14 protein-coding genes are annotated in these 12,791 nt (G+C 71.6%); 9 read left to right on the top strand and 5 right to left on the bottom strand.

Going from position 1 to position 12,791, the window contains the following annotated elements; genetic code table 11:
• Positions 1-69: 69 nt before the first annotated feature.
• A complete protein-coding gene (locus NFU81_RS19235; protein WP_251491556.1) occupies positions 70-288 on the bottom strand; it encodes a DUF397 domain-containing protein in 219 nt (72 codons plus the stop codon).
• Entirely contained in the window at positions 285-1,118 is an 834-nt protein-coding gene (locus NFU81_RS19230) for a helix-turn-helix domain-containing protein (protein ID WP_251491554.1), read from the bottom strand. The genes NFU81_RS19235 and NFU81_RS19230 overlap by 4 nt, the downstream gene beginning before the upstream one ends.
• Positions 1,119-1,242: 124 nt before the next feature.
• Between NFU81_RS19230 and NFU81_RS19225 the strand changes: the two genes are divergently transcribed.
• The 3 genes from NFU81_RS19225 to NFU81_RS19215 all read left to right on the top strand — a co-directional run bounded on the left by NFU81_RS19225 (position 1,243) and on the right by NFU81_RS19215 (position 3,115).
• Positions 1,243-1,656: an ATP-binding protein gene (locus tag NFU81_RS19225; protein ID WP_251491552.1), complete on the top strand. Its 414-nt coding sequence runs from the start codon at positions 1,243-1,245 to the stop codon at positions 1,654-1,656.
• A gap of 69 nt (positions 1,657-1,725) precedes the next feature.
• Positions 1,726-2,244 (top strand): GNAT family N-acetyltransferase, encoded by a 519-nt coding sequence (locus tag NFU81_RS19220; RefSeq protein ID WP_251491550.1) that lies wholly within the window; start codon positions 1,726-1,728, stop codon positions 2,242-2,244.
• Positions 2,245-2,365: 121 nt separating this feature from the next.
• Positions 2,366-3,115: a D-Ala-D-Ala carboxypeptidase family metallohydrolase gene (locus tag NFU81_RS19215; RefSeq protein ID WP_251491548.1), complete on the top strand. Its 750-nt coding sequence runs from the start codon at positions 2,366-2,368 to the stop codon at positions 3,113-3,115.
• A gap of 24 nt (positions 3,116-3,139) precedes the next feature.
• Here the strand turns inward: NFU81_RS19215 and NFU81_RS19210 are convergent, their stop codons facing one another.
• Positions 3,140-3,991, bottom strand: coding sequence for a DUF3592 domain-containing protein (locus tag NFU81_RS19210; protein ID WP_251492158.1), 852 nt, complete (start codon positions 3,989-3,991; stop codon positions 3,140-3,142).
• A 116-nt stretch (positions 3,992-4,107) separates the two neighbouring features.
• Between NFU81_RS19210 and NFU81_RS19205 the strand changes: the two genes are divergently transcribed.
• The 5 genes from NFU81_RS19205 to purM all read left to right on the top strand — a co-directional run bounded on the left by NFU81_RS19205 (position 4,108) and on the right by purM (position 9,755).
• Positions 4,108-5,397, top strand: a complete 1,290-nt coding sequence (locus NFU81_RS19205; protein WP_251491546.1) for an MFS transporter — start codon at positions 4,108-4,110, stop codon at positions 5,395-5,397.
• Positions 5,398-5,510: 113 nt separating this feature from the next.
• The gene (locus NFU81_RS19200; RefSeq protein ID WP_033177975.1) at positions 5,511-5,714 is read left to right on the top strand and encodes a DUF4177 domain-containing protein; all 204 of its coding nucleotides are present in this window, start codon (positions 5,511-5,513) and stop codon (positions 5,712-5,714) included.
• A gap of 66 nt (positions 5,715-5,780) precedes the next feature.
• On the top strand, positions 5,781-6,590 hold the full coding sequence (locus tag NFU81_RS19195; protein WP_251491544.1) for a maleylpyruvate isomerase family mycothiol-dependent enzyme: 810 nt from the start codon (positions 5,781-5,783) through the stop codon (positions 6,588-6,590).
• A gap of 535 nt (positions 6,591-7,125) precedes the next feature.
• A complete protein-coding gene (gene purF, locus NFU81_RS19190) occupies positions 7,126-8,643 on the top strand; it encodes an amidophosphoribosyltransferase (protein WP_251491542.1) in 1,518 nt (505 codons plus the stop codon).
• Positions 8,644-8,678: 35 nt separating this feature from the next.
• The gene (gene purM, locus NFU81_RS19185) at positions 8,679-9,755 is read left to right on the top strand and encodes a phosphoribosylformylglycinamidine cyclo-ligase (RefSeq protein ID WP_251491540.1); all 1,077 of its coding nucleotides are present in this window, start codon (positions 8,679-8,681) and stop codon (positions 9,753-9,755) included.
• A gap of 108 nt (positions 9,756-9,863) precedes the next feature.
• Here the strand turns inward: purM and NFU81_RS19180 are convergent, their stop codons facing one another.
• Positions 9,864-10,133, bottom strand: coding sequence for a DUF3073 domain-containing protein (locus NFU81_RS19180; protein ID WP_251491539.1), 270 nt, complete (start codon positions 10,131-10,133; stop codon positions 9,864-9,866).
• A gap of 257 nt (positions 10,134-10,390) precedes the next feature.
• On the bottom strand, positions 10,391-11,509 hold the full coding sequence (locus NFU81_RS19175; protein WP_251491537.1) for a Leu/Phe/Val dehydrogenase: 1,119 nt from the start codon (positions 11,507-11,509) through the stop codon (positions 10,391-10,393).
• A gap of 171 nt (positions 11,510-11,680) precedes the next feature.
• Here NFU81_RS19175 and NFU81_RS19170 point away from each other — a divergent pair, with 171 nt between their 5' ends.
• The gene (locus tag NFU81_RS19170) at positions 11,681-12,529 is read left to right on the top strand and encodes a DUF8083 family protein (protein WP_251491535.1); all 849 of its coding nucleotides are present in this window, start codon (positions 11,681-11,683) and stop codon (positions 12,527-12,529) included.
• Positions 12,530-12,791: the final 262 nt, after the last annotated feature.

Genomic DNA, 12,791 nt, shown 5'->3' with positions numbered 1-12,791 from the left:
GGCGGCGGCCACTCCGGCCAGCGCGAACTGCTTGAGCACGGACCTGCCGTCCCGTCCCACGCCCGGCTGTCAGGGGTGGAGGGGGAAGTCGCCTGCCTTGACGCCCGCGACGAAGGCGGACCAGGCGGCGGTGGGGAAGAGCAGGGCTGGACCCTCGGGGTCCTTCGAGTCGCGGACGGGCGTTACGTTGGGTATGCCCTCGGCTATCTCGACGCACTCGCCGCCGTCCGAGTTGCTGTACGACGACTTACGCCATTGGGCCGTGCCCAGGTCCGCTGCGTTGATCATTGCGCGCTGTACTCCTCGGCGACTGACTCGATCAGGTCCAGGGACGCCTCCGGTGACAGGGCGACGGCCCGCGCAAAATCGTAGGCCTCTGCGTAGCTCTCGACCATGGCCGGAGTGTCCAACAAGTGCCCTGAACGGGCAGCTTCGACGTACGCGGCAGGCGGCGCGTCAGCGAACGTCATCAGCGTGATGTCGCTGCCCATCAGAGGATGAGCGCCCACTGATGCCGGCATGACTTGGAAGGTCACCCGTCGGGCGCGGACGATACGCGCGAGGTGCATGAGTTGCTCATACATCCCCTGGCGGTCGCATACCGGCGCGCGCAGGACGTTTTCGTTCAGGATGATCCAGAACTTTGGCTTTGTTGGGTTGCCCAGAAGCCAGGCCCGTGACAACCGGGCGGCCACCATCTCCTCGACCTTCTCCGCCGGGCGGGACGGATCGGCTGACTCGAACAGCGCCCGAGCGTACGGCTCGATCTGGAACAGACCGGGAATCAGCGAGTTCGACACCTGCCGAATCGTCAACGCGTGGGTCATCAGGTCGACGACGTCGGCGAAATACTCGGCGTGCTTCGTCGCCTTGAGGACCATGCGGCACAGCCGCTCCAAGTGGCCGCCCGTGTCCAGGACGGTGTCCATCCGTTGCGACAGGTCCAACTGGGGCCTGCGCGATGCCGATTCGATCTGGCCCACGTACGCACCCGAGCAGAAGACGCGTTCGCCCAGGCCCTCCTGGGAGAAGCCCGCCTTCTCTCTGAGGCGGCGCAATTCCGCGCCGTAGAAGGACTGGGGGGAGTCGAAGGGGTTGAGCTCCTTGGGCTGGACCACGGGGAACGGCCTTCCTGACAGTGCGGAAGCTGAGTCTCACTCCGTTGTCGAGCCTAACTGCACACCGCAACGCTTGGAGGACGGTAAGTAGTTGTTGATATAGCGGAAGAGCGGTGTGGGACGCATGAGCACTGAGTACGACCGGGGCGTGAGCGCGGGATGGAGCTTCACGCGCGGCGCGCAGGCCCCGGGCAGGGCGCGGCGGTTGCTGCGGGACCAGATGGCGGGGTGGGGGGTGGACAAGGACGCCGCCGACGTCGCCGAGCTGCTGGTGAGCGAGCTGGTCACGAACTCCGTACGGCACGCCTGCCGTCCGACGGGCCGGCTCATCGCGGTCGGCGCGGAACTCGACCCGGACCGGCTGCTGCGGGTCGAGGTCGCGGACGCCTCCGACGTACCGCCGGTGCTTCGCGCGCGGAGCGGACCCGAGGCGGAAGGCGGCCGCGGCCTGGTCCTGGTCGCGGCGCTCGCGGCGGACTGGGGCACCTACCCCCGGCAGCACGTCGGCAAGGTCGTCTGGTTCACCCTCGCCCTGTGAGCCCCGCATCCGCTGGAGGAGACACGCTCGGGCTGGCCCTGGGCGCACCCGCTTCCTATATTCCTCGCCATGCCAGAGATTCAGCTCCTCCGCCCCGATCACATCCCACCCCTGCTCGCCTTCGAGCTGGAGAACCGGGACTACTTCACAAGATGGGTTCCTAATCGGGGGGACGACTACTTCGCCCACTTCGACGAGCGGCTCGGAGCGCTGCTCGCCGAGCAGGAGGCCGGAATCTGCTACTTCCACGTGGTGCTGAACGACAAGGGCGAGATCGTCGGACGGGTGAACCTCGTGGACGCGGCCGACGGCGAGGCCGAACTCGGCTACCGGATCGCCGAGCGTGCCACGGGGGCCGGGCTGGCCCAGTGGGCCGTACGGGAGCTGTGCGGGATCGCCGCCAACAGCTACCGGCTGACCGGTCTGCGGGCCGGGATCACGGTCGCGAACAAGGCGTCCCAGGCGGTTCTGGAGCGTTCGGGGTTCGAGGTCGTAGGCGAGGCGGCGTTCCGCGGCAAGCCGGGGCTGACGTACCACCGCAGCCTCGCTGAGTTCCTCGTCCACCCCAGCGCCCCGACCGCTTCGTAGCCTTGGGGGCGCCGGTCCCAGACACCCCCCGGACTACAGCCGCGCCCCTTGAGCACCTCCCGTACCGGCCGCCATGCTGGGTCCGCCGCGACCGCGGCACCGGTTAGCGAAAGGGACAACGATGACCTCGTTCTCAGCCCCGTTCAACCGCCGCACCTTGTTGCGTGGAACGCTGGCCGCCGGCACCGGGGCCGTCCTGGGGCCGCTGCTGCTCTCCTCGTCGGCCTCCGCTTACTCCTGGTCGCGCACCCTCAGCCAGGGGATGACCGGCGCCGACGTCACCGAGTTGCAGATCAGGGTCGCGGGCTGGCCCACGAGCACCGCGGGACATACGCGGGTGTCCATCGACGGGGAATTCGGCCCCGGCACCGCCGCCGCGGTCCGCCTCTTCCAGTCCGCGTACGGTCTCGGGTCCGACGGCGTCGCCGGACCCGCCACCCAGGCGCAGCTCAACGCCCTGCAGCAGTCGGACGGTTCGACCGCGCACTTCGACTTCAGCGAGTTCACCGACCGCGTGAGCGGCACCTTCGACGGCGGCAAGGTCAGCGCGGCCGCCGCCAAGGAGAACGCCCGCCGCGCGATGTACAAGCTCGAAGCGCTCCGCAAGAAGCTGGGCAACGTGCCCATCACCGTCAACTCCGGCTTCCGCAGCATCGCGCACAACGCGGACGTGGGCGGGGCGAGCGACAGCATGCACCTCTACGGCACCGCCGCCGACCTCGACGTGCCGGGCGTGGCCAACCAGACCGTGTACCGCAAGGCCGAGACCTGCGGCTTCTCCGGCCTGGAGACGTACACCGAGGACCACCAGCACGTCGACAGCCGCGCGGACCTCGGCCGCGCCTGGTGGTGGCAGGACGGCACCATCTGACCTGCCCGTCAAGGGAGACGGGGGTCAGGACAGCAGCACGACCCCCGTCACCATCGCGGCGACGCCCGCCGCCGCGAGCACCGTGAGGAAGGCGGTGCCGCACCCGTTCGCCCGCCGGTCCGTCGCCAGGTCGAAGGCGAAGACGGACGGATCGGCGGGGGCGTAGCGGACCGCCACGTCGGTACCGACCGTGTGCGGCTGCGAGCGGCTGGTGTACGCCGGGCTGACCGCGGTGACCGAGCGGCCGTCGGCGGTGGTGAAGGCCATGACGGGCACGTACGTGGTGTGGGTGTGGCCGTCGTCGTCGCGGTGGGTCGACTGAAGGGACGCCACCACCCGGGCGGTGGTCGCCTCCGCGGCCGCCAGCAGGCCCTCGCGGCGGCGGCCCTCGCGGTGGGTGGTGAGCGCGGCCCAGCTGGTCAGCGAGGCCACGACCGTGCCGATGCCCAGCGGGACCCAGCCGATCCCCTCCTCGTCCAGCGCGAAGTGGGCGACGAGGCCCATCCAGGCGAAGCAGGCCGCCACCACCGGCAGGGCCAGGTCGCGCTGCCGGCCCATGCCGTTCGCGATACGGAAGTCGTACGGGTGCCCGGCGGGGAAGCGCACGGTGACCGGCCGGCCCACCCAGGCCGCCGTCAGCGTGCCGTTGCGGGCGCCGGTGGTCGGCAGCCGCAACTCCTCACCGGTGGCCGGGTTCTGGAACGCCAGCACCACCTGCACGCCTTCGGCGGCGTCGGCCCCTGACCCGCGCGGCTCCTCCACCCGCTCGACCCGCGCCGCCACCCGGACCGTGTGCGACGACCACACCCGCGCGTACCGCCACAGCCCGACCCCCGCGACCGCCGCCCACCCGACGCACCACACCGTGAGAACCATGCCGAACACGTCCGACCACCCCCTCCTGCAAGCCGGGACGGCCGTCCGCGGCGGATGGTTGCGTTCCGCGGATACGGCGTGGACACCGCCCGGCGTCCGGTGCCAGCATCGGGACGGTGGCCGACACCGAGCAACCGATCACCCGCCGACCCCTCCGCATGCAGCGGGACTTCCTGCTGTTGTGGGGCGGGCAGACGGTCAGCGAGATCGGCTCCCAGATATCCGTGCTCGCGCTGCCGCTGGTCGCCGTCGTCGTCCTGAAGGCCGGCGCCTTCCAGGTGGGGCTGCTGTCCGCCGCGGGGACGTGCGCGTACCTGCTGGTGGCGCTGCCCGCGGGGGCGGTGGTGGACCGGGTCGCCAAGCGGCCGCTGATGATGGGCTGCAACCTCGGGCTGCTGGCCGTGGTCGGCTCGGTGCCGGTCGCGCACGCGGCGGGGGTGCTGACCCTGGGGCAGCTCTACGGGGTGGCGCTGGTGTCCGGCGTGCTGTCGGTCTTCTTCTCCGTCGCCTACCAGAGCTACCTGCCGGCGCTGCTGGAGCGGGAGCAGCTGATGGACGGCAACGGCAAGCTCGCCGCGTCGCAGTCCGCCGCCCAGATCGCCGGGCCGGGAGCGGGGGCAGGACTCGTCACGCTGGTCGGCGCCGCGGCGGCGATGACGGCGGACGCGCTGTCCTTCGCGGTGTCCGCGGCCTCGCTGGCCGCGATACGCACCCGGGAGCCGGCGCGGCCCGAGGCCACCACGAGGCCCACCCTGCGGGTGCAGATCGGCGCGGGGCTCACGCACGTGGTCCGCGACCCGATCCTGCGCAACGGGGTGGCCTTCAACGGCACCGCCAACTTCTTCGTGATCATGGTCGAGACGCTCGGCCCGGTCTTCCTCATCCGCACCCTGCACCTGCGCCCGGGGCTGGTCGGGCTGCTGCTCGCGCTGGGGGCGGCCGGCGGGGTCGCGGGCGGGGTCGCGGCGGCGCCGCTGGCCCGGCGGGTGGGGTCCGCACGGATCAGCTGGGTCGCGATGACCGTGCTGTCGCTGCCCGGGCTGCTGATCCCGCTGGCCGGGCGGGGCTGGGCGGTGCTGCTCTTCGGCGCCGGCTGGATCTCCTGGACCTTCGCCTCCACCGTGACCGGCATCTCGCTGACCAGCTACCGCCAGGCGACCTGCCCGCCCGAGCTGCTGGGCCGCGTCAGCGCGGCCGCCCGCTGGATCACCTGGGGCACCCTGCCGCTCGGCGGCCTGGCCGGCGGGGCGCTCGCGGCCGCGCTCGGCGTACGGGCGACGCTGTGGATCGCGGTGTGCGGCGGCTGCTGCGCGGGCCTGTGGCTGCTCTTCTCGCCGCTGCGCCGCATGCGCGACATCCCGCTGGCCGGCCGCCCGCCGACCGCGTTCGCCGCGGGGGCGGCCTGACGGCGCGGGGGAGTTCGGCCGCGGGGGCGGCCTGACGGCGTACGGGCGTTCGTGGTTGGCTGTCCGGACGCAGGACCGGAGCAAGCCCACGTGAACCGAGCGAGGACCAGAACATGTACGAGTACAAGGTCGTCTCCTTCCGCGAATCTCTGATCGGCGACGCGCTCGACGGCGACAAGCTGGAGAAGACCCTCAACAAGCAGGCCGCCGACGGCTGGGCGCTGAAGTCCATCACCGCGGCCGACGTGAAGGGCCGGATAGGCCCCGGCGCCGTCGAGGGCCTGCTGCTCACCTTCGAACGGCCCCGCCAGGGCTGAGCACTTCCCGGCCCCGCCACCCGGGCGGCACCCTTCGTTGTCGCAGGCGGCGGCTACGCTCGCCGTATGCCGCCTGCCAGCCGACGCCGTGTGCGTACGTACGACCCTGACCGGACGTGGAACGCGCTGGTCGCGCAGGTGGGGCAGGTACGGGACGCGGTGCGGGCGCTGCCGGAGGCGGCGTACGCGCTGCCGTCGGGGCTGCCCGGGTGGGACGTACGGCTGCTGGTCGCGCACATCGTGCGGCAGGTGGACGTCCTCGGGGTGCTGCTCGCCGAGCCGGAGCCGGTGCCCGGCGGGCCGCTGACCGGCCTCGACGCGTGGACGCAGGAGACCGGCCCGATCGCCGACCGGCTCGACGCGACGACGCGCGCGGCGGCCGAGGCGATGGAGGCCGGCCCGGCCGCGGCGGTCGAGGCGGCCGCCGGCCGGCTCGCCGGCCTGCGGGACGAGGCGCTGCGCCCCGGGCGGCTACTCCCGGAGCCCTTCGGCGGCATGCGCGCCCTGGACTTCACGGTGACCCGGCTGGTGGAGCTGGTCGTGCACAGCGACGACCTGGCCAGGGCGACCGGCCGCGAGGTACCGCTGGACCGGCAGGCGCTGGCCGCGGTGGTGCGGGTGCTGGCGGACGCGCTCGCCGCCAAGGCGCCGGGCAACGCGGTGGAGGTGCGGGTGCCGCCCTACGCGGCGGTGCAGTGCGTCGAGGGTCCGCGGCACACCCGCGGCACCCCGCCGAACGTCGTCGAGACCGACCCGCTGACCTGGATCCGCCTTGCCACCGGCCGCACCGGCTGGGCCGAGGCGCTGGAGTCGGCCGCGGTCGCGGCCAGCGGGGAACGCGCGGACCTGGCGGCGTACCTGCCGGTCATGAGCTGAGCCGCTGCCCCGGCAGTCGCTGACATCCCGGTCAGGCGGAGACGGGTCCGGCAGGCATTTCCTGTCCTGAATGCCCGAATATGGTAGCGAATGGGCATGGCGTAATTACGCCGGTAATCGCAATCGGTATATGCCGTCGCTGTCCGGCGATCCTAGAATCGACCTGACGGGGAAAGTCGGAATGCTGGATTCCGGCCATAGACCCGTTCGGGAAACGCGCCCGCCGGAACCCCCGTACCGGCGGGCGTTTCCCTGCCCGCAACCGGCGCGGGCGGACGTTTTCCGGCCATCCGGCGGCGCTTCCGCGCCGACCCCGGGGCCGATCCGCCGCGAGGTCGCCCTCAGGGTGCGCGGCGACTCTAAGATGCGGGGCGCAGAGCGTCGGCCGGGCGCACATCCCCTAACCGGCCGACCCGCCAGGACCTTGGGGGGCACGTCACACCCCCGTGTCCCCCAAGGCGCTACGCGCATAGAAGCGCTGATCGCGGACGTCCCTCGTTCGGACGACGGGCGAACCTGCCCTAGACTCGAAGACGTGCCTCGTGGTGACGGACGACTCAGCCACGACCTCCTCCCCGGCGAGAAGGGCCCCCAGGACGCTTGTGGCGTCTTCGGTGTCTGGGCTCCGGGTGAAGAGGTCGCCAAACTCACCTATTTCGGGCTGTACGCCCTGCAGCACCGCGGACAGGAGTCCGCGGGCATCGCAGTGAGCAACGGCTCCCAGATTCTGGTCTTCAAGGACATGGGACTGGTGTCCCAGGTCTTCGACGAGACCTCGCTCGGCTCGCTGACCGGCCATATCGCCGTCGGTCACGCGCGCTACTCCACCACCGGTGCCTCGGTGTGGGAGAACGCGCAGCCCACCTTCCGCGCGACCGCCCACGGCTCCATCGCGCTCGGGCACAACGGCAACCTGGTCAACACCGCCGAGCTTGCCGGGATGGTCGCCGACCTGCCGCAGACGCCCGGACGTACCACCCGGGTCGCCGCGACCAACGACACCGACCTGATCACCGCACTGCTCGCCGGGCAGACCGCCCCCGACGGCACCCCGCTGTCGGTCGAGCAGGCCGCGCACCAGGTGCTGCCGAAGATCAAGGGCGCTTTCAGCCTCGTCTACATGGACGAGCACACCCTCTATGCCGCCCGCGACCCGCAGGGCATCCGCCCGCTGGTGCTGGGCCGCCTGGAGCGCGGCTGGGTCGTCGCCTCGGAGAGCGCCGCCCTGGACATCTGCGGCGCCAGCTTCGTCCGGGAGATCGAGCCCGGCGAGCTGATCGCGATCGACGAGCAGGGACTGCGGACGTCCCGCTTCGCCGAGGCCCGCCCCAAGGGCTGCGTGTTCGAATACGTCTACCTGGCCAGGCCCGACACCGACATCGCGGGCCGCAACGTCTACCTGTCCCGGGTCGAGATGGGCCGCCGCCTCGCCAAGGAGGCGCCGGTCGACGCCGACCTGGTGATACCCACGCCGGAGTCGGGCACCCCGGCCGCGGTCGGGTACGCGGAGGCCAGCGGCATCCCCTACGGCTCCGGCCTGGTCAAGAACAGCTACGTCGGCCGGACCTTCATCCAGCCCTCGCAGACGATCAGGCAGCTCGGCATCCGGCTCAAGCTCAACCCGCTCAAGGAAGTCATCCGCGGCAAGCGCCTGGTGGTCGTGGACGACTCGATCGTCCGCGGCAACACCCAGCGCGCCCTGGTGCGGATGCTGCGCGAGGCCGGCGCCGCCGAGGTGCACGTGCGGATCTCCTCGCCGCCGGTGAAGTGGCCGTGCTTCTTCGGCATCGACTTCGCCACCCGCGCCGAGCTGATCGCCAACGGCATGTCGGTCGAGGAGATCGGCGTCTCGCTGGGCGCGGACTCGCTCGCGTACATCTCGCTCGACGCCATGGTCGAGGCGACCACGATCGCCAAGCCCAACCTGTGCCGCGCCTGCTTCGACGGCGAGTACCCCATGGACCTGCCCGACCCGGAGCTGCTGGGCAAGCAGCTGCTGGAAGTCGAGCTGGCCGGCGGCGCGGACGCCGCCGACGCCCTGCGCCGGCCGTGACTTCCGACCTCTCACCCGACACGAAAGTGCCAGCAATGCCTGAGACAACCGGAACGACCGGGGCCAGCTACGCCGCCGCCGGCGTCGACATCGAGGCCGGCGACCGCGCCGTCACGCTGATGAAGGAGTGGGTGCGCAAGGCCACCCGCCCCGAGGTCGTCGGCGGGATCGGCGGCTTCGCGGGCCTCTTCGACGCCTCCGCGCTCAAGCGCTACGAGCGCCCGCTGCTGGCCTCCGCGACCGACGGGGTCGGCACCAAGGTGGACATCGCCCGCCGGATGGGCGTCTACGACACCATCGGCCACGACCTGGTCGGCATGGTCGTCGACGACCTCGTGGTGTGCGGCGCCGAGCCGCTGTTCATGACCGACTACATCTGCGTCGGCAAGGTCCACCCCGAGCGGGTCGCCGCCATCGTCAAGGGCATCGCCGAGGGCTGCGTGCTGGCCGGCTGCGCCCTGGTCGGCGGCGAGACCGCCGAGCACCCCGGGCTGCTGGGCGCCGACGAGTTCGACGTCGCGGGCGCCGGCACCGGCGTGGTCGAGGCGGACCGGCTGCTGGGCGCGGACCGTATCCGTACGGGTGACGCGGTGATCGCGATCGAGTCCTCGGGACTTCACTCGAACGGGTACAGCCTGGTCCGGCACGTGCTCTTCGAGCGGGCCGGCTGGGAGCTGGACCGCGAGGTCCCCGAGCTGGGCAGGACGCTCGGCGAGGAGCTGCTGGAGCCGACCAGGATCTACTCGCTGGACTGCCTGGCCCTGACCCGCACCACCGAGGTGCACGCCTTCTCGCACATCACCGGCGGCGGCCTGGCCAACAACCTGGCCCGGGTCGTTCCGGACGGCCTGCGGGCCACCGTGGAGCGGTCCACCTGGACGCCCGACCCGATCTTCGGCCTGGTCGGCGCCGCGGGGCAGGTCGAGCGCGCCGAGCTGGAGAAGACGCTGAACATGGGCGTCGGCATGATCGCCGTGGTGCCCCAGGAGTCGGTCGAGGTGGCCCTGGCCACGCTGGCCGACCGCGGCGCCGAGGCCTGGGTCGCCGGCGAGGTCACGGCACGCGAGAGCGGCGCAGCCGCCGTGGAGCTGGTCGGTGACTACGCCGGCTGACCCGATGGCCGGATCCGTACGCTCGTACGCCGGCCCGGGGGCACGACGAAACCCGGTCCGGGGCTGGTCGCCCCCGGCCGGGTCAGCGTGTGTGGTGTCTTCGCTGCGTCAAGCGCGACGACGCTGCGACGAAGGCGAGGAGTCGGACGACTGGTCGTCCTCGTCATCGTCGTCGTCGTTGTACAGATCCGCGTACTGAGCGTACGGGTCGTCGTCGTCCAACTCGTCGTCATCGTCCTCGACAGGCTCCGGATTAACCGGCCTCGACGGCGATGCGCCCAGCTCGTCGGCCAGACGTGAGAGATCCGTACCGCCGCTGTTGTACTTCAGCTGGCGGGCGACCTTCGTCTGCTTGGCCTTGGCCCGGCCGCGCCCCATGGCTCGACCCCCTTAACGGCGGGGCTCTACGGCCCCGAGTCTTGACACGCGTTCATGATGCGGAGCGGTCTCTCCGGAGAGAGACCGGTCCGTAGGGCCTCAACGGTACCTGCTTCCGACGCCGCACGGTACGTCGCCCGCACGACGCGCGTCGGATCAGGTGCCGTTCACGACCCTGTCCTGCCTGGTCAGGCCCGATTTTACCTTCTTCTAGCGCGAACTTGCTATCGGGCCGTGCGTTCGGTCACGTGCGTCACTCAAGGACGCAGCCATTCCGCCGCCGGAGTGCGGTCCGCCATCCGCTGTTCCGCCAGCCGGTCGGCGGCGACCGCGGGAGGCACGCCGTCTGCCTTCGCACGATCGAAAATGGCCAGAGTCGTGTCGAAGATCTTCGTCGCCTTGGCCTTGGCCCGGTCGAAATCGAAACCGTGCAGTTCGTCCGCGACCTGGATCACCCCGCCGGCGTTCACGACGTAGTCGGGCGCGTAGAGGATGCCGCGGTCGGCGAGGTCCTTCTCGACGCCCGGGTGCGCGAGCTGGTTGTTGGCCGCGCCGCACACCACGGTCGCGGTCAGCGCGGCGACCGTCGGGTCGTTCAGCGCGTGGCCGAGCGCGCACGGCGCGTACACGTCGAGCGGGGTGCGGATCAGCACCTCGGCGTCGCTGACCGCGCTGACCTGCGGGTGGCGTGCGGTGATCGCGTCCACCGCCTCGGCCCGCACGTCGGTGACCACGACCTCGGCGCCGTCGTCGAGCAGGTGCTGCACCAGGTGCTTGCCGACCTTGCCGACGCCGGCGATGCCGACCCGGCGGCCGCGCAGCGACGGCTCGCCCCACTGGACCTGGGCGGCGGCGCGCATGCCCTGGAAGACGCCGAAGGCGGTGAGCACGGAGGAGTCGCCCGCGCCGCCGTTCTCCGGCGAGCGGCCGGTGGTCCAGCGGTTCTCGCGGGCGACGACGTCCATGTCGGAGACGTAGGTGCCGACGTCGCACGCGGTCACGTAGCGGCCGCCGAGCGAGGCGACGAAGCGCCCGTAGGCGAGCAGCAGCCGCTCGGTCTTGTCGATGTCCGGGTCGCCGATGATCACGGCCTTGCCGCCGCCGTGGTCCAGGCCGGCCAGCGCGTTCTTGTACGACATGCCGCGGGCGAGGTTCAGCGCGTCCTCGACGGCCTCGTCGTCGGAGGCGTACGGGAAGAAGCGGGTACCGCCCAGGGCTGCGCCCAGTGCGGTGGAGTGGAGCGCGATCACGGCCTTGAGGCCCGATACGCGGTCCTGGCAGAGAACGACCTGCTCGTGTCCGCCCTGCTCCGATCGGAACAGCTTGGCGACGACACTCTCGGTCTGTCGTACGTCAGTCACGGTGGTGACTCCCATAGTCCAGTGGTCCCAGTGCTTTCTGGATGGTCGCGCCCCCCGTGCGGGTGGCGGAGGGGTTGATGGCCACAGCGTAGGCCCTGCCGGGCACCGGGTGGCCGGGATCACGTCCGGGCGGCGCGGCCGCGTGGGACGATCTGACCGACGGCACGGTGGCGCGAGGGAGCGGGTGTGGGCGGTTCACCGGTACTGGTCCCCTACGCGGCGTATTTGCGGGTCTACGAGCCGCTGGCGGCCTTTCCCGAGCCCGAACGCAGCCATTGGTACCGCTACGCCTCGGCGGGTCCCGGTCGGACCGCACAGGACGAGCTGCGGCAGTCGCTGGCCGGCCTGGTCCCGGTCCCGCCGATCGCCGTCCCGGTGCACGAGAGCGCCGACGCCTTCGTCGCCGTGGTCGGCGGTGTGACCCACGTCTGCCCCTGGCGCACCCGGCTGCGCGGCTGGCTGGCGCTGGAGCGGGCCGGCGACCTGGTGCCCGAGCCGGTGCTCGACGCGATGCTGCCGCCGGTCGTACGCCGGCAGGCCGCCGCCGACCACGAGGCCTGGCGCGAGCGCAACCCCGACGCGCGGCCCTGGATCCGCACCGCCACCTGGCACGTACCCGTGCGCTGGTTCGTGCTGGTCGGCGACGACGAGCGGGAGTACGAGCCGGCGGGCGCGGGCGAGTCCAAGGAGCCGCTGCTGCGCTACCGCACGCCCATGGTGCAGGCCAGGCGCCGGGTGGCGCGCGGCCTGCGGGTGCTCAAGGACTCCCTGGACGACGGCGGCCCGCTGGTCGACGGGCTGATCGACGTCGGCCGCTGGCTGGAGGAGTTCCACCCGCGGTCCCTGGTGGAGCTGGACTACGGCGGCCTGGTCCACGTGATGGGTCCCGACCGGCTGGCCGAGGACCGCTCGGCGGCCGACGTCGCCGAGGGCCTGGCGGCGCTGCGGGCCGGCGACTCGGGCGCGGCGGGGGTGGCGTACGAACGCCTGACCGAGCGGTGGCGGGCCGTACGCGAACGCCAGTTCTCCAGCTGAGCGGCGCCCTCCGCGGGTGATCTTTTCCGGATGTATGGCCCAAGGGTGACGGAGAGCACGTACCCGGAGTCTTGCCTGCATCACCATGTGTCATGCCAAAATGGGACAACGGGTCCGCCTCGGGCGCGTCTCGAAGGTGGGGATGTTGCAGATGATCGTACTGTGACTGATCGTCACGCTCAGGTGACTGTCCGTTATGAGATGGTCCATCGGCTTCCGTCGAGCTTGAACACCTGAGAGGGCAAATCCATCGGTTTGGCCG

The organism is Actinacidiphila cocklensis (genome assembly GCF_907177275.1).
Lineage (GTDB): Bacteria > Actinomycetota > Actinomycetes > Streptomycetales > Streptomycetaceae > Actinacidiphila > Actinacidiphila cocklensis.
The sequence above is the reverse complement of the archived record's forward strand: the minus strand, read 5'-3'. Positions and strand labels throughout refer to the sequence as shown.